The 17,669-nt window shown below is 64.6% G+C and carries 12 protein-coding genes; 8 read left to right on the top strand and 4 right to left on the bottom strand.

Going from position 1 to position 17,669, the window contains the following annotated elements; translation table 11 throughout:
- Nucleotides 1-273 precede the first annotated feature (273 nt).
- Nucleotides 274-3,405, top strand: coding sequence for an ATP-binding protein (locus WFP36_RS12585; protein WP_336980862.1), 3,132 nt, complete (start codon nt 274-276; stop codon nt 3,403-3,405).
- Nucleotides 3,402-5,495: a response regulator gene (locus WFP36_RS12580; protein WP_336980861.1), complete on the top strand. Its 2,094-nt coding sequence runs from the start codon at nt 3,402-3,404 to the stop codon at nt 5,493-5,495. The genes WFP36_RS12585 and WFP36_RS12580 overlap by 4 nt, the downstream gene beginning before the upstream one ends.
- Here WFP36_RS12580 and WFP36_RS12575 read toward each other — a convergent pair.
- Entirely contained in the window at nt 5,489-6,865 is a 1,377-nt protein-coding gene (locus tag WFP36_RS12575) for a WecB/TagA/CpsF family glycosyltransferase (RefSeq protein ID WP_336980860.1), read from the bottom strand. The genes WFP36_RS12580 and WFP36_RS12575 overlap by 7 nt on opposite strands.
- A 294-nt stretch (nt 6,866-7,159) precedes the next feature.
- On the opposite strand from WFP36_RS12575, the gene WFP36_RS12570 reads away from it, so the two are divergent.
- Genes WFP36_RS12570 through WFP36_RS12555 form a run of 4 tightly spaced genes read left to right on the top strand, consistent with a single transcriptional unit; the run spans nt 7,160 to nt 11,382 of the window.
- Nucleotides 7,160-8,434, top strand: coding sequence for an oligosaccharide flippase family protein (locus tag WFP36_RS12570; protein WP_336980859.1), 1,275 nt, complete (start codon nt 7,160-7,162; stop codon nt 8,432-8,434).
- Nucleotides 8,431-9,360, top strand: a complete 930-nt coding sequence (locus WFP36_RS12565; protein ID WP_336980858.1) for a glycosyltransferase family 2 protein — start codon at nt 8,431-8,433, stop codon at nt 9,358-9,360. Before WFP36_RS12570 ends, WFP36_RS12565 begins: the two co-directional genes overlap by 4 nt.
- Nucleotides 9,361-9,388: 28 nt before the next feature.
- Entirely contained in the window at nt 9,389-10,375 is a 987-nt protein-coding gene (locus tag WFP36_RS12560; protein WP_336980857.1) for a glycosyltransferase family 2 protein, read from the top strand.
- Complete coding sequence (locus WFP36_RS12555; protein WP_336980856.1) at nt 10,375-11,382, top strand: glycosyltransferase family 4 protein; 1,008 nt, start codon at nt 10,375-10,377, stop codon at nt 11,380-11,382. The genes WFP36_RS12560 and WFP36_RS12555 overlap by 1 nt, the downstream gene beginning before the upstream one ends.
- Nucleotides 11,383-11,571: 189 nt before the next feature.
- Here the strand turns inward: WFP36_RS12555 and WFP36_RS12550 are convergent, their stop codons facing one another.
- The 3 genes from WFP36_RS12550 to WFP36_RS12540 are packed head-to-tail and all read right to left on the bottom strand — an operon-like array spanning nt 11,572 to nt 15,277.
- Nucleotides 11,572-12,855: an O-antigen ligase domain-containing protein gene (locus tag WFP36_RS12550; RefSeq protein WP_336980855.1), complete on the bottom strand. Its 1,284-nt coding sequence runs from the start codon at nt 12,853-12,855 to the stop codon at nt 11,572-11,574.
- Nucleotides 12,810-14,228: a GumC family protein gene (locus WFP36_RS12545; RefSeq protein WP_336980854.1), complete on the bottom strand. Its 1,419-nt coding sequence runs from the start codon at nt 14,226-14,228 to the stop codon at nt 12,810-12,812. Before WFP36_RS12545 ends, WFP36_RS12550 begins: the two co-directional genes overlap by 46 nt.
- Entirely contained in the window at nt 14,228-15,277 is a 1,050-nt protein-coding gene (locus tag WFP36_RS12540) for a polysaccharide biosynthesis/export family protein (RefSeq protein WP_336980853.1), read from the bottom strand. Before WFP36_RS12540 ends, WFP36_RS12545 begins: the two co-directional genes overlap by 1 nt.
- A gap of 462 nt (nt 15,278-15,739) precedes the next feature.
- Here WFP36_RS12540 and WFP36_RS12535 point away from each other — a divergent pair, with 462 nt between their 5' ends.
- Entirely contained in the window at nt 15,740-16,270 is a 531-nt protein-coding gene (locus tag WFP36_RS12535; protein WP_336980852.1) for a heme NO-binding domain-containing protein, read from the top strand.
- The gene (locus WFP36_RS12530; RefSeq protein WP_336980851.1) at nt 16,267-17,667 is read left to right on the top strand and encodes a sigma-54-dependent transcriptional regulator; all 1,401 of its coding nucleotides are present in this window, start codon (nt 16,267-16,269) and stop codon (nt 17,665-17,667) included. Before WFP36_RS12535 ends, WFP36_RS12530 begins: the two co-directional genes overlap by 4 nt.
- The last annotated feature ends 2 nt before the right edge of the window (nt 17,668-17,669 follow it).

Here is a 17,669-nt window from a genome sequence, read left to right as displayed (position 1 = left end):
TCAGCCTGCTAGGGGCGTCGGGAGCGATCCCGGCGCCCCTTTGCGTTCGGCTTGCATCGATTGCCGCAAGGGCGTGTGACAAGAGGCCTGGTCGGTTGCGGATCGCACGGTCAAGCCGGTGTTTATTAAGAATTGGCTGTTAGTAATTGACGGTCCGTATTCGATCTGGACAATATGAAACGAAGTTGAATTTAGGTCTGTTCTTTAGGCTGGCCTGATCCGACGGCCATGCTCATCCGAGCAGGTCGGGAAACCGGTTGGCAGGGAGCCTGGATGCGCCTGTCGCAGAAAGCCATTCTGCTTATCGTGCCGCTCGCGCTGCTGGCGTTCGGGCTGCTGACCTGGATGGCCTACGATGCCGCGCGCGACCGCGAGATTATCCGCTCGGTGGATTTGCTGCGCACCGCGCGGGTCGAGGCGGAGTCAGAAGTCGAACGCCATATCGGCGAAATCCGCAAGACCGAGGCACGTGCCCGTGAACTCATGCGTCTCGCCCTGAAGGACGAGAGCGACACTTCTGCCCGCTTCGACCGATTGTTCCCGAAGAAGGGTGACGGCAGCCGCCGCAGCGCGGAGGCATTGTGGAACGGAGATCAGCAGAACGGTATCCCGGCAAGGGGCATCGGGGCGTTCATTTCGGGCGAAGATATCCCTCCCGAGCGCCGGAAGACGATCCTGGCAGCCTATGACACGTTGCGCGCCATGACGGAGGGGCTCGGGCCGTCGGTCGAAAGCCTCTATTACTTTTCGACCGATAACGATCTGGTGATGTACGCACCCAAGCGCGAGGACCAGCTCAATTTCTATCGCAAGAACGCCCCGGCGGACCTCGATTTCCAGGACCTGGAGTTCTCGGCCATCACGCTGCCCAAGGCGAACCCTTCGGGCGCGATGCGTTGCACCAGCCTGACGCAGATCCTCTACAGCCGTGGCGGCTATATGTGGACCACCGGCTGCATGACGCCGATGCGCACCGGGGGGCGCCACCTGGGCGCGTGGGGCAGCAGCATTCTGCTCGACAGTCTGCTGAAGGACCTGCGGACGGACGTTCCCGGCGTCCAGAACATCATCATCGCCGATGACGGCCGACTGATCCGCCATCCGGACTACACCGTGCAGTCAAGCCGGGAGACGGAGCGTTTCCTCGATCTCGACAGTACGAAGGAGCCGCATCTGAAGGCCTTGTGGAACTTCGTAAAGGCGGAAAAGCGCAACGATTTCGAAGATTATTCGCCCGAGCTCGATGCCTATGTCTCCATGGCGCGGCTCGAAAGGCCGAACTGGGTGGTCATTTCCCTGATCCCTGGGCAGCGCGTGCGCGCGGCGGCGTTCGATCTGGCATTGCCGCTGTTGCTGGCAGGCACGATCGGGGCCCTGGTATTCATTGCGGTGGCCTTGTGGTTCATCAATCGCCACATCGCCCGTCCGGTTGCCAGCCTTGCGGAGAGGGCCGATGCCATTGCGGCCCTGTCCGGCCAAAGCGATGCCAAGGCGCAATCCGACCCACCTGTCGATGAGATTAAGCGGCTCGGCCTCGCTTTCCAGGAAATGGAGCACCGTATCGACTGGGAGCGTGCGAGCCTCTCCCGCTCCTTCGATACGCTGGTCGATGCCGTATCCGATTACGGGATCGTCCTGCTCGACAAGGATGGGCGGATCATTCGCGCCAACCAGGGGGCATACCGGATGCTCGGGTGGAAACCCGAGGCTCGGCCCGATGGGCTTGCCGGCGTGTTCGGTCCGGGCGGCAGGGGCGAATGGCGCTATATGGAATTCCTCGTGCGCGCAGCGCGCGAGGGGCGGATTTCGGAAGATGCGGTGCGTTATCGCAGCGATGGAAGCGAGTTCTGGGCCAATGACAGCGCGGATGCCCTGATCGGCCCCGAAGGCGAAGCACTGGGCTTTGCCTACATCATCCGCGACGTGACCGAAGAGCGTGAGCGCATGATGCAGATCGAGGAAAGCGTGAGCTTTCTCGAACTGGCGGAAAGCACTGCGCAACTCGGCCATTTCCTGGTCGATACGCAGCGCCTCACGGTCCGGCTTTCGAAATGGGTATGCGACCTTTACGGCTATCCGCACGGCAAGGAGATCACTTTCCGCGAGGTCGGGAAGCTGATCGCACCGGAAGATCGGCGGCGGGTACTGGAAGTGCTGCACCGGGCGCGGCTGCAACTCGCACCCTTCGAAACCACGTTCGATCTCATCGACAAGCAGGGCCGCCGCCGAACGGCATATGTCAAGGCGAGCCCCTTATCGCCGGGCATGGACGGCGGGGTGCCGCGCGGACTGTTCGGCATTGCGCGCGATATTACCCAGCGGGTCGAGTCCGAGGCCCGGCTGGTGGCTGCGCGCGATGCCGCTCAGGCTGCCGCCGACATGCGCCGGGACCTTCTCGCCACGGTGAGCCACGAAATCCGCACGCCGATGACCGGCATTCTCGGCCTGCTGGACCAGATGAAGCGCGAGCAGTCCGCTTCCAAGCGGGCGCTCGCGCTCAAGCTGATCGAGGATTCCGCCGACGCGCTGATGCGCGTGCTGGACGATGTGCTGCAGGATGCCCGGATCGAGAGCGGTTCCTTCACGATCGAAAAGATCGAATTCGATACGCAGGACCTGATGGCGCGGGTAACCGAGTTGTTCCGCCCGCTGGCACGGCGCAAGGGAATTTCCCTTACCATGTCGGACGATTGCGGCCGCCGGCTGATCGGCGATCCGGCACGCATCCAGCAGATCGTTGCCAACTTCCTGTCCAATTCGATCAAGTTCACCAGCCAGGGCGGAGTGGACCTGCGCTGCAGTTGCCGGCCGCTGGAGGCGCCGGACATACTGGAACTGGTGATCGAAGTGGAAGACACCGGCATCGGTATCCCTCAGGACCGGCTGTCGCAAATTTTCAAGTCGTTCCAACAGGCGGAGGCTTCAACGGAGCGCCGCTTCGGCGGAACCGGCCTGGGGCTCGCGATTTCCCTCCGTCTGGCTCAGGCAATGGATGGTGCGGTCGAGGTCGAGAGCACGGAAGGCAAGGGAAGCCGCTTCAGCCTGCGCCTGCCGCTGGGCACGGCAAAAGGCGCGGATATTCGCCGTCCCGGCAAAGGGAAGGACGCTCTCATCGTCGCGTCCAGCGCAAGTGCGCGTATCACGGCCGAAGCATTGGTGGCTGAACTCGGCTATGCGACGAAGGGCGTCGCCAGGCTTTGCGATGGCACCGGCGAAGGGGAGCTGGTGGTGTTCGATGCCGACGAGACCGATCCCCAGGAATGGGCGAGCATTGCATCGGGGCATTTGCTCGCCCTTGTGTCGCAGGAGAACATGGCGATGCGTCAGCAGCTTGCCGACGCCGGAATCCGTATGATCTTCAAACCCATCGAACTCGACGCTTTGCGCGAGGCAGTCCGGCTATGACGAATTTCATCCCGACGCCCCTTGACGATCTGCCGCTGGATCAGCGAGCGGAGATACTTACCCGGCGGCTCCGGCGGACCGAGAAGGCCCTGCATGACGCAGAGGCGGCGTTGCTGGCGCGCATGATCGAACTCGATCAATCCAACCGGGATTTGCGCAGCAAGGAACAGGCGCTTTCGCGGCGGCTGGACGTAGAAAGCCGCAAGCTGCTGACCGCGCAGCGCACTGCGCGTATCGCCACGTTTCATTCGGAGAACGGCGCGAATTTCAGTTCCTCGGAAGAATTGGCCGCCATCCTTGGCTTGGAGGGGCAGGGCAAGGTTTCGCCCGAAGATGCGGCCCACCTTATCCATCCTCTGGACCTGCAGCGCGTCTTCGATACGTGGGAGGCCTATCTCGCCTCCGATCCCTCGGTCACGGATCACGAAATGGAGCACCGCCTCGTCCGTCCGGATGGGCAGATGCGCTGGCTCCATTGGTCCGTCCGGCGTGAGATGGAGCCCGACGGCACCTCCTTCACCCTCTATGGCAGCGTCAAGGATGTAACCGAGGCCCGGCGCACGGCGCGCGAAATGAAGGCGCTGCGCCTGCGAGCGGAACGGCGCGTGCGCGAACTGGACAGTCTGACCAGGCAGTTGGAGGCAGCGAGGCTGGAGGCCGAGCGGGCGCTTTCCGCGCGCACCCGCTTCCTGTCCGCGATCAGCCATCAGTTGCGGACGCCGCTCGATGCGCTGAGCGGAATAGTTTCCTTGCTGGAAGAACAGGACTTGCCGGAGGAAGCCGCTCATCAGGTGCGTATGGCGTCCTATGCCAGCGGCCAGCTGGTTGCCCTGATCGAGGCGCTGACCGAGGAAGCGGAAGGGACCTCGCCGCCGCGTGTGATCGTCTCGATGCCGCTCGATCTTGCTGCGCAACTCGGGCGGCTGCATGATTTCTGGGAGGCGAACCATCCGGCCGCCGCGAAAGGCCTGACGGTCGAGATCTCGCCCCGAATCCCCGCCGCTGTGCTGGGCGATGCGCATGGGTTGCGTGAAATCCTGCAAATGCTGGTGGATCAGGCCTTCTCGTCGGGGGCCGAAAGCGTTGCCCTGCGGGCGGATTGGTCGGGCGGGCTCTCGCTTTCCATCACCGGAACTGGCGCCGAGGGCTGGGCGGACGATCTGGCTGCAAGCGATCCCTCCACTATTCGCCTGCCCGGAATTCGCGTGGCCTGCAGGCTGGTGCTGGCGATGGGGGGGCATTTCCGTGTGCCGCCGGGTCACCGGGACGAGTTAATCGTCGAAATTCCGCTGCGGGAATGCGATCTTCCAACCGAAAGTGTGGAACGCAAACCCGTGCTGCGGACCGCGGCGGGTGAGGCTCCTGCCATTCTGGTGGTGGAGGATACCGCGACCAATCGCTACGTCATGGTGCAGCAACTGGAAGCGATGGGCTGCATTACCGAGACGGCAGAAAACGGTGCGCAGGCGCTCGATGCAGTGCGCCATGGCGGCTTCGATGTGATCCTGATGGATGTGATGATGCCGGTCATGAGCGGCGAAGAGGCGACAAGGGCGATCCGCAGCCTGGAAGGGCCGGTATCGCGCACGCCGATCATCGGGATCACTGCCCATGGCCTGCAGGAGGAGCGGGAACGGATGCTGGCGGCCGGCATGTCGGCTTGCCTGACCAAGCCGGTGCGCAGGGATGCCCTGCGTGCCGCCTTGCTGACGTCCATCTCGGCCGGCAATGCCGGGGCGGCCGCATCGGCGCTGATCGATGTCGTTGCCTTCCGCAAGGCCTTCCTCGCCTTGCCGCAAGCCTATCGCAAGCCTCTGCTTGAGGCCGTGCACGCCGATATCGCGACCTATGGCGCCGCCATCAGCCAAGCGGTCAAGGCGGGGGACGAGGAAGAGGTGAAACGCGCTGCACACAGCCTCAAGGGAGTGGCCGTGAATGTCGGCGCAGTAGCCATCCTTGAAAAGCTGAGTGAACTGCGTGAACGGCCCTTGTCGTCCGCATCAAGAACCCTGCCCCCCCTGGAAGAGGCGATCGCCGCCACCCTTGCGGGCAGCGGCGATCTGTTCGCGAGGCTGATCGAGGATCAATAGGCGCCCCGGCCGCTGACCACGGCGGGCAGTGTGCGGGCAAGCAGGGCCAGATCGGTCGCCAGCGTGCGTCGAGCGAAATAGGCGCGGTCCATCGCGACCTGACGGCCGAACTCGATATCCGCGCGTCCGCTGACTTGCCAGATGCAGGTGATGCCGGGCTTGCCCCGCAGGCGCGGCCAGGCGGCGGTGCCATAGGTTTCGACCTCGGCAGGCAGGGCAGGGCGGGGCCCGACCAGCGACATCTCGCCTTTCAGCACGTTGATGAGCTGCGGCAGTTCGTCGATCGAGAAGCGGCGCAGGAACCATCCGACGCGGGTAATGCGCGGGTCGCGCTTCATCTTGAAGCAGGTGCCGTCTCGCTCCGATTGCGCGAGCAGGGCGGCCCGCCTCGCTTCGGCATCCACACGCATCGAACGGAACTTGAGCATGGAGAAATTGCGGCCACCCTCGCCGATACGCACCTGGCGGAAGAATACGGGGCCACCGTCGTTGAGCTTGATCGCCAGCGCGGTCGCAAGAAAAAGCGGCGCGAGCAGGAGCAGGGCGATGGAGGTCGCCACCAGATCGAGCGCACGCTTGGCGGCGAGCGAGGCGATCTCGTCATGGCCGCGGGCCTTTGCGGCGTGAAGGGCAGCGTGGATCAGGAAGGTTGCATTGCCGAGCAGATAGCGCCTGGCAAGGCGGCGCGGCTCCATCGCCAGGCGCCAGGCCCATTCGCAGCCGATCGCGCGGACCGGGCGAGGCGCGCGGGCGATGCGGCCCGAGTAATAGTCGAACAGGCCGCCGACGCCCATCAGCACCGGGACCGTAAGGCGCGAGCGATTGCGCTCGATCCACTTTTCCTGCAGCGGCACGCCGAAGCCCACCATCAGAATGCCGGCGCCTGAGGCATTGATGCGGGCAATCAGGGCATCTTCCTCCTGCGGGGTGAAATATCCGTCCATCGTCCCGGCAAAGCGCAGGCCGGGGAAACGGTGGCACATGGCATCGGCCGCATCGCTGGCAACGCCGGGCAGGCCGCCCAGCAGGAAGATCGTATCGCCGCTGCGGGCCAGCCGGGCGCAGATTTCGGGAAACAGGTCGGTTCCGTTCAGGTTCTCGCCCATGGGCACGCCCGCGAGCCTGGCCGCGATGCGCATGCCGCTGCCATCGGGCAACAGCAGGTCGCTTGCCTCCAGCGCGGCGGAATAGGTCGGGTCGGAGCGACGTGTATTCACGCAATGCGCATTCACGAAATTGATGACGCAGGGGGCGCCGATCTGTGCGCAAGCGGCAATCTCGGCAGCCATGGCGTCGCGGCTGCCATTGACCAGCGGCAGACCGAACAGTGGATCGATCCGGTGGGCGGTGCGGGGGGAGAACGGCTTCACAAATGGGCACTCCTCTGATGTGCGAGACACAGGAGGAGCAGCAACGATCGTGCCGTTTCAGAAAATTACGTTATTACAATAACTTGCATTCAGTACGTCAGTGGCCTTGATTTTCCATACTGCAAAATTCGCAAAATGCGACGGAGGGGTTCGCAATTTGCGAGGGTGGACGTTGCAATGAGCGAAACTCAGCGGATGGTGAGCTGCGATTTTTGGAAAAATTCTAAAAATTCAAATGAATAGATAAAATGGCACGGCTCTTGTGAAGGGTGGACTGAACTTGAGGAGTCCACCATGCGCCTTGCGCCGCTTACATCGCGGATACCGCCCGCCCTGAGGCCGATGATCGGCGGCTTTGCTGCCTATGCATCGGCCGAGGCGGCGACGCGGGTGGTGCGCATCGTTACCATCCTGGTGATCGCCCGCCGGACCGATCCGGCCCTGCTGGGGACGGCTGCGGCCGCGCTCAGCCTGTTCGAACTGATCCGCGTGCTCGCCAATGCCGGGGTCGGGCAGCGCATCGTCGCCGCACGTGCGGACGAGTTGGATCGCGTCTGCAACACCGCACAGCGGGTATTCTGGCTGATCTGCGTCTGCGTCGCCCTGATCCAGCTTGTCGCCGCCGCCGCGCTGGCGGTCATCACCGGCGAGCGAGAGGCTGCCGCGATGCTCGCCGTCCTTTCCGGCGTCTATCTGCTGATGCCGCCCGGGCTGGTGCAGATATTCCTGCTCATGCGCGAAGGCCGGATGGGGGCGACGGCGCGGATCGGCGCTACGCAGACCATGACCGACCATGTGCTGACCCTTGGTCTCGTCCTCATCTGGCCGAGCGCCTGGGCCATCGTTCTGCCCAAGCTGCTGACCGCGCCCGTCTGGACCCTGCTTGCCCGCCGGGCTCGCCCCTGGGCCCCGCGCCCTGCCGCCGGCTATGCCCATTGGCGCGTCTTCGCGGTCTATGGCCCCGCCGTGCTTGCTTCCGAGATGCTGGCCGCTGCCCGGTTGCAGGCGGACAAGCTGATTGTCGGCGCCATGCTCGGGCTCGATGCGCTGGGCCTCTACTATTTCGCGTTCAATGCCGGGCTCGGCATTTCGCAATCGTTGATTACCGCCTTCGGCACAGTGCTGTTCCCCAGCCTGTGCCGGGCAGGCGGCGAGCGGGAGCGTGAGGTGCAACTGCGCCAGGCGTTCCTTCTGGGACTACCCCCCTTGGTCCTGCTCGTCGCCTGTCAGGGGCTGCTGGCTCCCATCTACGTTCCGATCCTGTTCGGTCCGAAATGGGTGTCGGCAGCCCCGTTTCTCTCGCTGCTGTGCCTGGCTGCGCTGCCGCTGATGTGCGGGGCCATGCTGGGCGCGAAATATCGCGCCGACGGCGAACCGCTGCGCGAAACGCGCATGGCGGCCACGGCCACGGTCTTCGGCCTGGGCGGCCTGGCGCTGGGTGCGAGCCACTCCATCGCCCTGGCCTGCATCGGTTATTCGGCAGGTCTCGCTCTGGCGCTTTGCCTGCCCGCGCTGCGCCTCGCCTTTCCCGGATCCCACATCGCCACACTCAAGGGAGAGCTGTCATGAACGAACCGTTTTTCAGTGTCGTGCTGCCCGCCTACAATGCCGCCGGCACCGTAGGCGAGGCGATCAAGAGCGTCCTCGAGCAATATTGCGAAGATTTCGAGCTTCTGCTGATCGACGACGGCTCCAGCGACGATACGCTGCACCGCATGCTCTATTACGCGGATCGCGACGATCGCATCCGCGTGGTCAGCCGCGACAATGGCGGAGTGTCGAGCGCGCGCAATCTGGGGGTCGAACTGGCTCGCGGGCGGTTTATCGCCTTTCTGGATGCCGACGATCAGTGGTGCGCCGACAAGCTGCTGTGCCATCGCTTGCTGCACGAACGCCGGGGCGATCTGGCCGGCAGCTTTGCCCGGATCGCCTTCCGCCCGCCTGCCGGGCGCGGCATGGGCCCGGCGCGGACCTATTCTACCGTTCCATCCGGCCTGCTCGCGCTGGAGCAGGTGCTGGGCGAAAATCCGTCCTGCACCACGTCCAATCTCGTGGTTTCCCGCGCCGCGCTCTGCTCTGCGGGCGGTTTTGACGAGACGCTTTCCCATGCGGAGGATCAGGACCTGCTCGCCCGCCTGATCGAGCGGGGCTTTCATCTGCAAGGCATCGGGGAAACGCTGGTCGATTATCGGATGAGCGAAGGCGGCCTGTCGTCCGATCTCGGCGCGATGCTGGCCGGCTGGGCAATGCTGGCGGACCGTTATCGCCACATCGCGGACCTTTCGGGGGCAGAGGCGCTTTATTGCCGTTACCTTGCCCGGCGCGCCCTGCGCACGGGCGGCCCGGCAGGCATCGCACTGGGCTTCGTCCTGCGCGGCCTGCGGGCCGATGCGCATGCCTTTCTCGAGGACTTCCGGCGCGGTGCCCTGACACTGGCAGGGGCGGCCTTCAGCCCTTTCATCCCGCGCACCTTGCGCCAGCGCCTGTTCGCCTGACGGCCACAATCCCAAAGGAGCATATCCCATGGCCAATCCCCGTATTTCGGTTGTGATGCCGGTCTATAATGTCGAAGCCTATGTGGCCGACGCGATCCGCTCGGTCCTGAAGCAAAGCTTCACGGATTTCGAACTCATCGTGGTAGACGATGGCGGCACCGACGGTTCGATGGATATCGTCAGGAGCTTTCTCGATCCGCGTATCCGGATCGTGTCGCAGTCCAATCGCGGCCTTGCCGGTGCGCGCAATACCGGCATCGCCTGCGCGCGCGGGGACTACATCGCGCTGCTCGATTCCGACGATTGTTTTCACCCCGACAAGCTGCGGCTGCATTTCATCCATCTCGAGGCCAACCGCGCCATCGGGGTCAGCTTTGCCGGATCGCGCATGGTGGATCGGCACGGCACCGCGCTGGCCGTGGCCATGCGGCCGCAACTGACCCGGATCACGTCTGCGCTGATCCTGCAGCGCAACCCGGTGGGCAATGGCAGTGCGGCAGTGCTGCGCCGGCGCGATATCGATCGCGCTGCCTTTTCGATGCCGGGCGAGCCCGATCGTCCGTGCTGGTTCGACGAGAGCTTCCGCCAGTCGGAGGATATCGAATTATGGGTCCGTCTGGCAGTGCGCCATCAGGTCGCCTTCGAGGGGATCGAGGGGCTGCTGACCGATTATCGCATCGTGTCCGGCGCGCTCTCCGCCAATATCGTGAAGCAATATCTCAGCTGGGAAGCCATGCTGCGCAAGGTTGCCGCCTATGCGCCAGAATTCGCCATGCAACATGGCAAATCCGCGCGTGCCTATCAGCTGCGCTACCTCGCACGCCGGGCCATCCAGCTGGGCGATATCGAATTTGCCGGGACATTGATGATCAGGGCGCTGCGTGCCGGGCCCCGCATGGTGCTGGCCGAACCGGTCAAGACCGTCACCACGCTCGGCGCGGTCCTGGTCGCCAATCTTCTGGGCCCGGACCGTTTCCGGCAGCTGGCCCGGCTCTATCTGAAGGAGGCTGCGTGATGTTGCGGGTTTACCATCTGCTCGACGATTTCGGCATGGGCGGCGTGACCAACGGCCTGCGCGTGTTCGAGGATCCCTTGATCGCCCAGCTGGTCAACAGCATGGTGATGCCGTTCGATCCGCGCTGGCGCATGGCGCCGCAACTGCCGGAGGCGGATGTGATCATCACGCATTTCCCGCCTGCCTGGAGCAATTTGCTGTTCTTCCGCACGCTGCGGCAGCGCAATCCGCACGCGCATGTAGTGCATGTGGAGCACACCTATACCCATGCCTATGAGAAGCGCCGCGTGCCCAGGAAGGCGCGGTTCCGCACTTTGCTTCGGCTCGCGCTTTCGGAGCGATCCGTGGACGAGGTGGTGTGCGTATCGCGGGCGCAGGCACGCTGGCTGCGTCAGGCAGCGGACATCGATGCAGCGCGTTGCCGCACGATCTATCCGTGGTCGTGCAAGGAGGCCCTGCTGCGGCTGGCCCCGGTCGCCCCGGAATACGGGCAGGTCCTGCGGCTCGGCTGCTACGGGCGGCTGGCCCCGGTGAAGAATTTCGGCCCGCTGATCGAGGCGTGCAAGCGCTTCCGTCCGGGGGAGATCGAACTGCTCGTCGGCGGTTATGGCGAGCAGGAAGAGGAATTGCGCCGCCTTGCCGGCGATGCCGCCAACATCCGCTTCCATGGCGAAGTGAAGAATCTGTCGGGCTTCCTTGCCCAATGCGATGCCATCGTCATGCCCTCGCTGTGGGAAGCCTATGGCCAGGTCGCGACCGAGGCCCGGCTGGCGGGCAGGCCCATCCTCGTAGCGGACATCGACGGGCTGCCAGAGCAGGTCGGCGGTGCGGGGCTGTGCCTCAGGCTGGATACGGCCGATGCGATAGAGGCCGCCATCCGCCGCTTCCGCCTGATGCCGCTCGACCAGATGGGCCTCAACGGCAGGGCGACGGCTCGCATGATCGGCAATCAGGTACGGTTCGCCTGGCGGGATCTCTTCACCCGGGTTTCCCTCAACCGGGCCTGACGAAGCCGGTGAACCGCGGACCGGTCGGGCTCCCCTTGCCCGGCCGGTCCTTTTTTGTCCTGCTTCCGGGCAGGAGGGGGAAGGGGCTTGGGGGAAGGGCCCGGATCAGGGCGTCCGGTTCAGGGTGCTTAGGTCAGGGGGAGGGGACGCTTCTGGCGGCAAGGGCGCCGGGCGAGCGGTAGCGGGGGCTCAGGCGGCCTTGTGAACCTTGTGAAGTCTCTCGCCCAGGGCGCAGCCCAGGATTACCAGTGCGGGCCAGATGAGATAGGCCAGCGCCTCCAGATTTTCGCCGAAGCTGTAGAGGATCAGCACGCAGACCATGGCAAGCCCGGCGCGCTGCAGCGCGCTTTCGCGCGCGCGCCAGAACAGCACGGCAAAGCTCGCGAACAGCGGAACGGCCAGCGCGGCCGCACCGGAAAGGCCTTTCACGAACAGCAGGCCAAACCACGTGTGGTGGCTGCCGATCGGCATATATTCCACCAGATGCGGGCCGTTCTCTACCACGCCATGGCCGAAGATCGGGGCCTCGGTCTGCCAGCGGTCGAGTGCGATCCGGCCGAGGGCAGCGCGCACGCGGCTGGAATCCGCGCGTGCGGCGGCAAAGTCATTGACCATCCGGCCGATGAAAGCGTTGATCGCCGGACCGAAGAAGCCGGCGAAGAGGGCGGCCGGTGCCGCGGCCATCCAGCTCGACGGGCGGTGAATCCGCGCGGCCAGGAGCACGAAAGGCGGGATTGCCAGCACTGCGACCAGAGCCAGCCGCGACTGGGAGAAGATCGCCAGCGCGAGGCCGGCCGCTATGCCCACCGCGCGCCAGGAAGGCTTCGCATCGCGCGCGGCGAGCAGGACGTAGATCACCGCCACCATTCCCGCCGCGGGGGACCACGGGGCAAAGAACTGCCAGCGGGGCGTGCCGACGCCGGGTTCCAGCGTATAGAGGATCGCGGCGAAATATTCGGGGCCCGATCCGCCCACGATCTTGAGCGGGGAGACCCACAAGGTTCCCGGCAGGCCTGCATAGGGTGCGGCAAGGAACAGGGGCAGCAGGATCAGCGACTGGAGCCCCAGCTTGCAGATCGCGCGATAGATCACCTGCGGGCGCGGCCTGAGGACCGCTCCGGCAAAGGGGAACAGGGCCAGTAGGGCCCAGCCCTTGGCCCAGCCGACCGACGACTTGATCGTCTGTCCGGTGCCCAGATCGAAATTCGCATGGCCGATCCACAGGATCAGCAGCATGGCGCCCATGCCTGCCAGCCACAGCCAGATCGTGGCAGGCAGCGGGCCGGGGCGCTGCTCTTCCGGCAGGCCGGGGGCGATGTAGATCCGGGCGCTGGCCATCGCGGCCAGCACCCAGCCCAGCGCCGGGCCCGCCGGATAGAGCCCGCCGATCAGCCACAGCACCCAGGTCGACTGGATGGTGGCCGAGATCAGGCGTTCGGCAGCAGTTTGCGGATGATCGGTTGGCGCAGCCACAGCAGCAGGAACCCGAAGATGACGAGGATGGATGCCGCCATGGCGCCCGCAAGGGCGATCAGCGGCGACGGTGCGGCCTTGCTGCGAGGCAGGGAAGGTGCTTCCAGTGTCTGGACAAGCGGATAGGATGCGAAGGGATCGGCCTTGTTGGTGTCCAGCCGGGCAAGGGCGGAACTGAACACCGCCTCCGTCACCCGTACGTCGCGTACCAGATCGGCCAGTTGCGAGGCATCCTTCACCAGCCTTTGCGAAACGCCCTGTTCCTGCCCGATCTGGCGATGGATTTCCGCAAGCGCCGCAGCGCTTCCGCTGCGATCGCTGTCGTGCAGGACATAGGATTCCATCAGCCGGGCCCGTCCTTCGGAGACGGAAAGATCCGCAAAGGCGAGCACCTTGGCGGTGGGCAGTCGGGTCAGGGCCGAACCGCGCTTCGCCATTGCCTCGCGCAGATCGTCGCCCTCGGCGGTGAGCTGCTCCATCTTGCCATGGGCACTGCCCAGCGTCGCGCCCTGCTGCGTCCCGTCGGCCGCCGAACGGGCATAGCGGGTCAGCAATTCCTGGAACACCGGATCGGCCTTCAGCAACATGGCCTGCCGCGCCTGCGGCAGCGAAACGCCCAGCGAACGGGCCAGCGACGCTTCACTCGCGCTATTTTCGGAAAGTTGCACTCGCCGGTCCCGTTCCTTGGTACGCAGCTCATCGAGCGCAGAGATACGGCTGGCGAACTGGTCGAGCGAGACGAGGCCGGTTTTGCCCTGGAAGTCGAGCAAGGCCCGCTGGGCACTTTCCACCTTGCGCTGTAATTGCGCGATATGCTCGGCATCGCTCTCCTCGCGGGCACGGGCTTCGTCCTGGCGCAAGTTGTCCAGCGCCTGAAGGAATGCCCCACGCAGGGCACGCATGCGCTTCTGGGCAACCTGGGGCGTGCCGGCGGGCATCGTCACCTCGATGAGGTTCGTCTGGTCTATCAGCTTGATCGAGGGCTGAGGGAAGGCGGCTTCGTCTTCCCCGGCCTTGCGGGCCGCTTCGCCCAGCACCGGGTCGGAAAGCAGTAGCCGCTTGTAGTTCTCCGTCGGGCTCAGCGTTGAGCTGGAAAAGGGCGATGAGGCATTGCCGCTCGCCTGCCCGATGGATTCCAGATTGAGCGTGCTGCCCGGGCCGGAGCCCGGCAGGATCAACGACATCCGGCTCTCGTAGCGATCGGGCGCCATGGCGAGATAGGCTGCCGTGACGAGCCAGATCGCCCCGAGCGGGAGCGACATTGCCGCGATGTAGCGGCGATAGCGCCCTACCGAGGGCAGCCCATCGCGCACCACATGCCAGAGGCGCGCGAGACGCCGTGGAGGCGGGGCGATATCGGCGTACATGTTCATTATTTGCCCACCCGCGAGACGATGATCGCCGGAGTGGCCGTGTTCACCAGATTGGAGACCATACCCAGGGCCTCGCTGAGATTGGTCCAGCGGCTGTCGTAGCAGGCAATCGCGTCGTCCGGCATCAGATAGGGGTTGGCGTCGTCGCGGCTGGCCATGCGGACCAGCTTTTCAACGTCGCGTTCGACCACGATGCTCTCGCCGTTCAGGGGATTGCGGGAAATCAGCACCGCTCGCCGGTCTGACGTCATGTAGCTGCCGCCCACGCAATTCATCGAAACCAGTGCCTGGAGCAGCCGGGTGCCATAGGGCAGCGACGTGCTTTCCTGGCCGATGGCCGCGCCGGCATTGTTGTTCGCACCACGTGTGAGGTTCGACATGTAGACGCGGATGCCGGGCGCCGTCAGCGGGCTGGGACGAACCAGCGTTTCGTCGAAACAATTGCGGCTGGGCACCACGATCCGGTCGCCCGAAGTCAGCGTGACGTCGGAAGCGCCGGTGCCTGCGGCCAGTCCGGAAAGGTCGATTGCGAGATAGGCGCCGTCGCGCAGAAGATACACATGGGCTACGTCCGCGTCCGGGCGCACGCCGCCCGCATTGCGAATGGCCGCGCCGATTGTGCGAGAGGCATTGTCGTCCCCGCGCACCGGGCCTTCCTTGAGACCCACGCGGGTCTCCGCCGACCTTTCGCCCACGCGCACTGTACCCGGCTGGAACACCGCGCCGGAAACCCCGGCTGCGATTCCGCCAGACTCGACCAAGGATACAGTCACCGCATTGCGCAGCGGGCGCACGATCTGTGCCGTCACCAGTCGTTCGCGCAGCAGTGCCGAAAGATCGGCCTCGGAGCGCCCGGCGGCGTCGACAGGGGCGATCCCCGGCATGGACAGGCGTCCGTCGCTTCCAATCACATAAATGCCGGACAAGTCGTCCGCGTCGCCCAGCAGGTCGATCCGCAGGCGGTCGCCCGGTGCGAGCGGAGCAGCGGTGTCTGCGATTTCGGACCAGGCAGCGGGATGCAGCCCGGCAATCTCCGCGGGCTGTTGCACCAGGCAGGCTGTTGCAGGGGCAGGTGCCGCCGGTGCGCGCGCGACCCACTCACCCTGAGGGTGGTCTTTGCCTGCTATCTGGCCGGGAGCCCAGCCGGCTCCGGACAAGTTCGCTGGCGCCGGTCCCGCCGCGCAGGCACTGGCCAGTGTCATAATGGCGAGTGCGGCAATCTGTTTGCGGTACTTCACGATCCTGCCTCCATCGGGCGGCTCCGTGCCGCCTGTTGGCCAGGACTGTTTCAAGAGGCGTGCCAGTTCGCGAAACGGCCGGAAACCGCATTTTGCGAAGGAAGCCAGATGCTGCTTTTGCATTTCGCGAGAATTTTCTTCGCAAAATGCAAAGGAATTCGCGTTATGCGAGGGTGGCGAAGGTTTTTGCGCCCGGAATCCGCCGATTCAATTCGGCACGGTCCTTGCTCCTCGTCCTGCAGAACAAATTTGCAGGAACGGAACAAACCGAAAATGAAGGGTGCAATTATCAGGAAGCTTCTGTCTTTTCTTGAGGAGACGGGTGGGCCTGTGTTTGTCGAGGCGGTTATAGAAGAGGCGGATCTCGCCAGCGGCGGAGCTTATACGTCGGAAGGACAATATCCCTCCGATGAGGCCAGCGAACTGCTTGCCGTGGCGGCCAAAATCTCTGGCTTCGACCCGGTCATGCTCTCGCGCGACTTCGGCAGATATCTCTTCCATAGTTTCATCGCCAATCATCGGGCGATCATGGTCCTTTATGACAATGCGGACGATCTGCTGTTCGACGTGGACGATCATATCCATCGTGACGTGCAGGTGATGCATCCCGGCGCGCAGCCGCCCAGCGTGCGCGCCAAGTGGGATCGGGGAGCAGTAGCCATTGAATATAACTCCCATCGCCCCTTCGCAGAAATCGCCCACGGGCTCCTGACCGGCTGCCTCGAGCATTTCGGCGACAAGCGGCAGATCCTGCGCGAGGATCTGGACGATCCCTTCCATGCCCGCTTCAGGCTTGAAGGATGAGCCGCGCCCGGGTCCTGATTGTCGAGGACGTCGCCTCGCTCGCGCTGAGCTATTCTGCCCAGCTGAGCGAAGCGGGTTTCGAAGTGCAGGTCGCCTCCAGCGTGGCCGAAGCGGACGTCCAGTTCCGGGCGGGCTACGAGGCGATTCTGCTGGACCTGCAATTGCCGGACGGCAACGGGCTCGACCTGCTTGAGGCGCATAGTGCCAGCCTTGGCGAAACCAGCGTGATCGTAATCACTGCGGATGGCTCGCTCTCGCGCGCGGTCTCGGCCATGCGGCTAGGGGCTTACGATTTCCTGGTGAAGCCTGTTTCAGGCGAGAGGCTGCTCACCACGGTGCGCAATGCTGCCGAACGCGGCAAGCTGGCGCGCGAAGTGAAAGTGGCCCGCCGCGCGACGAGGCGCGACCGGTTCCAGGGCTTTATCGGCAGTTCGCCGGTCATGCAGGCCGTCTATCGCGAGATCGAGAATATCGCGGATTCCAACGCAACGGTGTTCATCACCGGAGAAAGCGGCACCGGAAAGGAAGTCGCCGCCGAGGCGATCCATCGTGCCGGCCGCCGCTCGCGCGGGCCCTTCGTGGCGATCAATTGCGGGGCGATCCCTGAGAATCTGCTGGAATCCGAGTTGTTCGGCCATGTGAAGGGGGCCTTCACCGGCGCCATAGAGCATCGCGCCGGCGCCGCACGCGAAGCCCATGGGGGGACGCTGTTTCTCGACGAGATTTGCGAGATGGAGTTGAAACTGCAGGTGAAGCTGCTGCGCTTCCTCCAGTCCGGCATGATCCAGAAGGTCGGCTCGAGCAAGCCCGAACCGGTGGATGTGCGGATCGTCTGTGCGACCAATCGCAATCCCATGCGGGAAGTGGCCGAAGGGCGTTTTCGCGAAGACCTGTTCTACCGCCTCAACGTGATCCCGCTGGAAATGCCGCCTTTGCGTGAGCGGGGCGAGGATGTGGTTCTGATTGCAGAGGCGTTCATGGAGCGGTTTGCCGCCGATGAGGGGCGCAAGCTGGAGGGCATCTCCCCAGAAGGGCTGGCCACGCTTCGCCGCCACAACTGGCCGGGCAATGTGCGTGAATTGCAGAATTGCGTGCGCCGGGCCGTGGTAGTGGGCGAGGGGCCGCTGTTGGACATCCAGACCCCGACGGCGCCCGCGGCGCGAGAGGCACCGCGTGAAGGGCTGCCGCCAGTCACGCCTGCCATCGCCCCTGCCACTTCGCCATCCGATGTGGTGCACGCGACGCGGGGCATGAGCCTTGCGCAGATCGAGCGGATCATTATCGAGGGCAGTATCGCAGCCCATGGTGGCAATGTCACCGAAGCTGCGCGGGACCTGGATATCAGCCCGTCCACCATCTATCGCAAGCTGGAACGCTGGCAGGCCGCCAGCGGCTGAAC

This window comes from Fulverythrobacter fulvus (assembly GCF_037154085.1).
Classification (GTDB): domain Bacteria; phylum Pseudomonadota; class Alphaproteobacteria; order Sphingomonadales; family Sphingomonadaceae; genus Andeanibacterium; species Andeanibacterium fulvum.
This window is presented reverse-complemented; position numbering and strand designations above follow the sequence as displayed.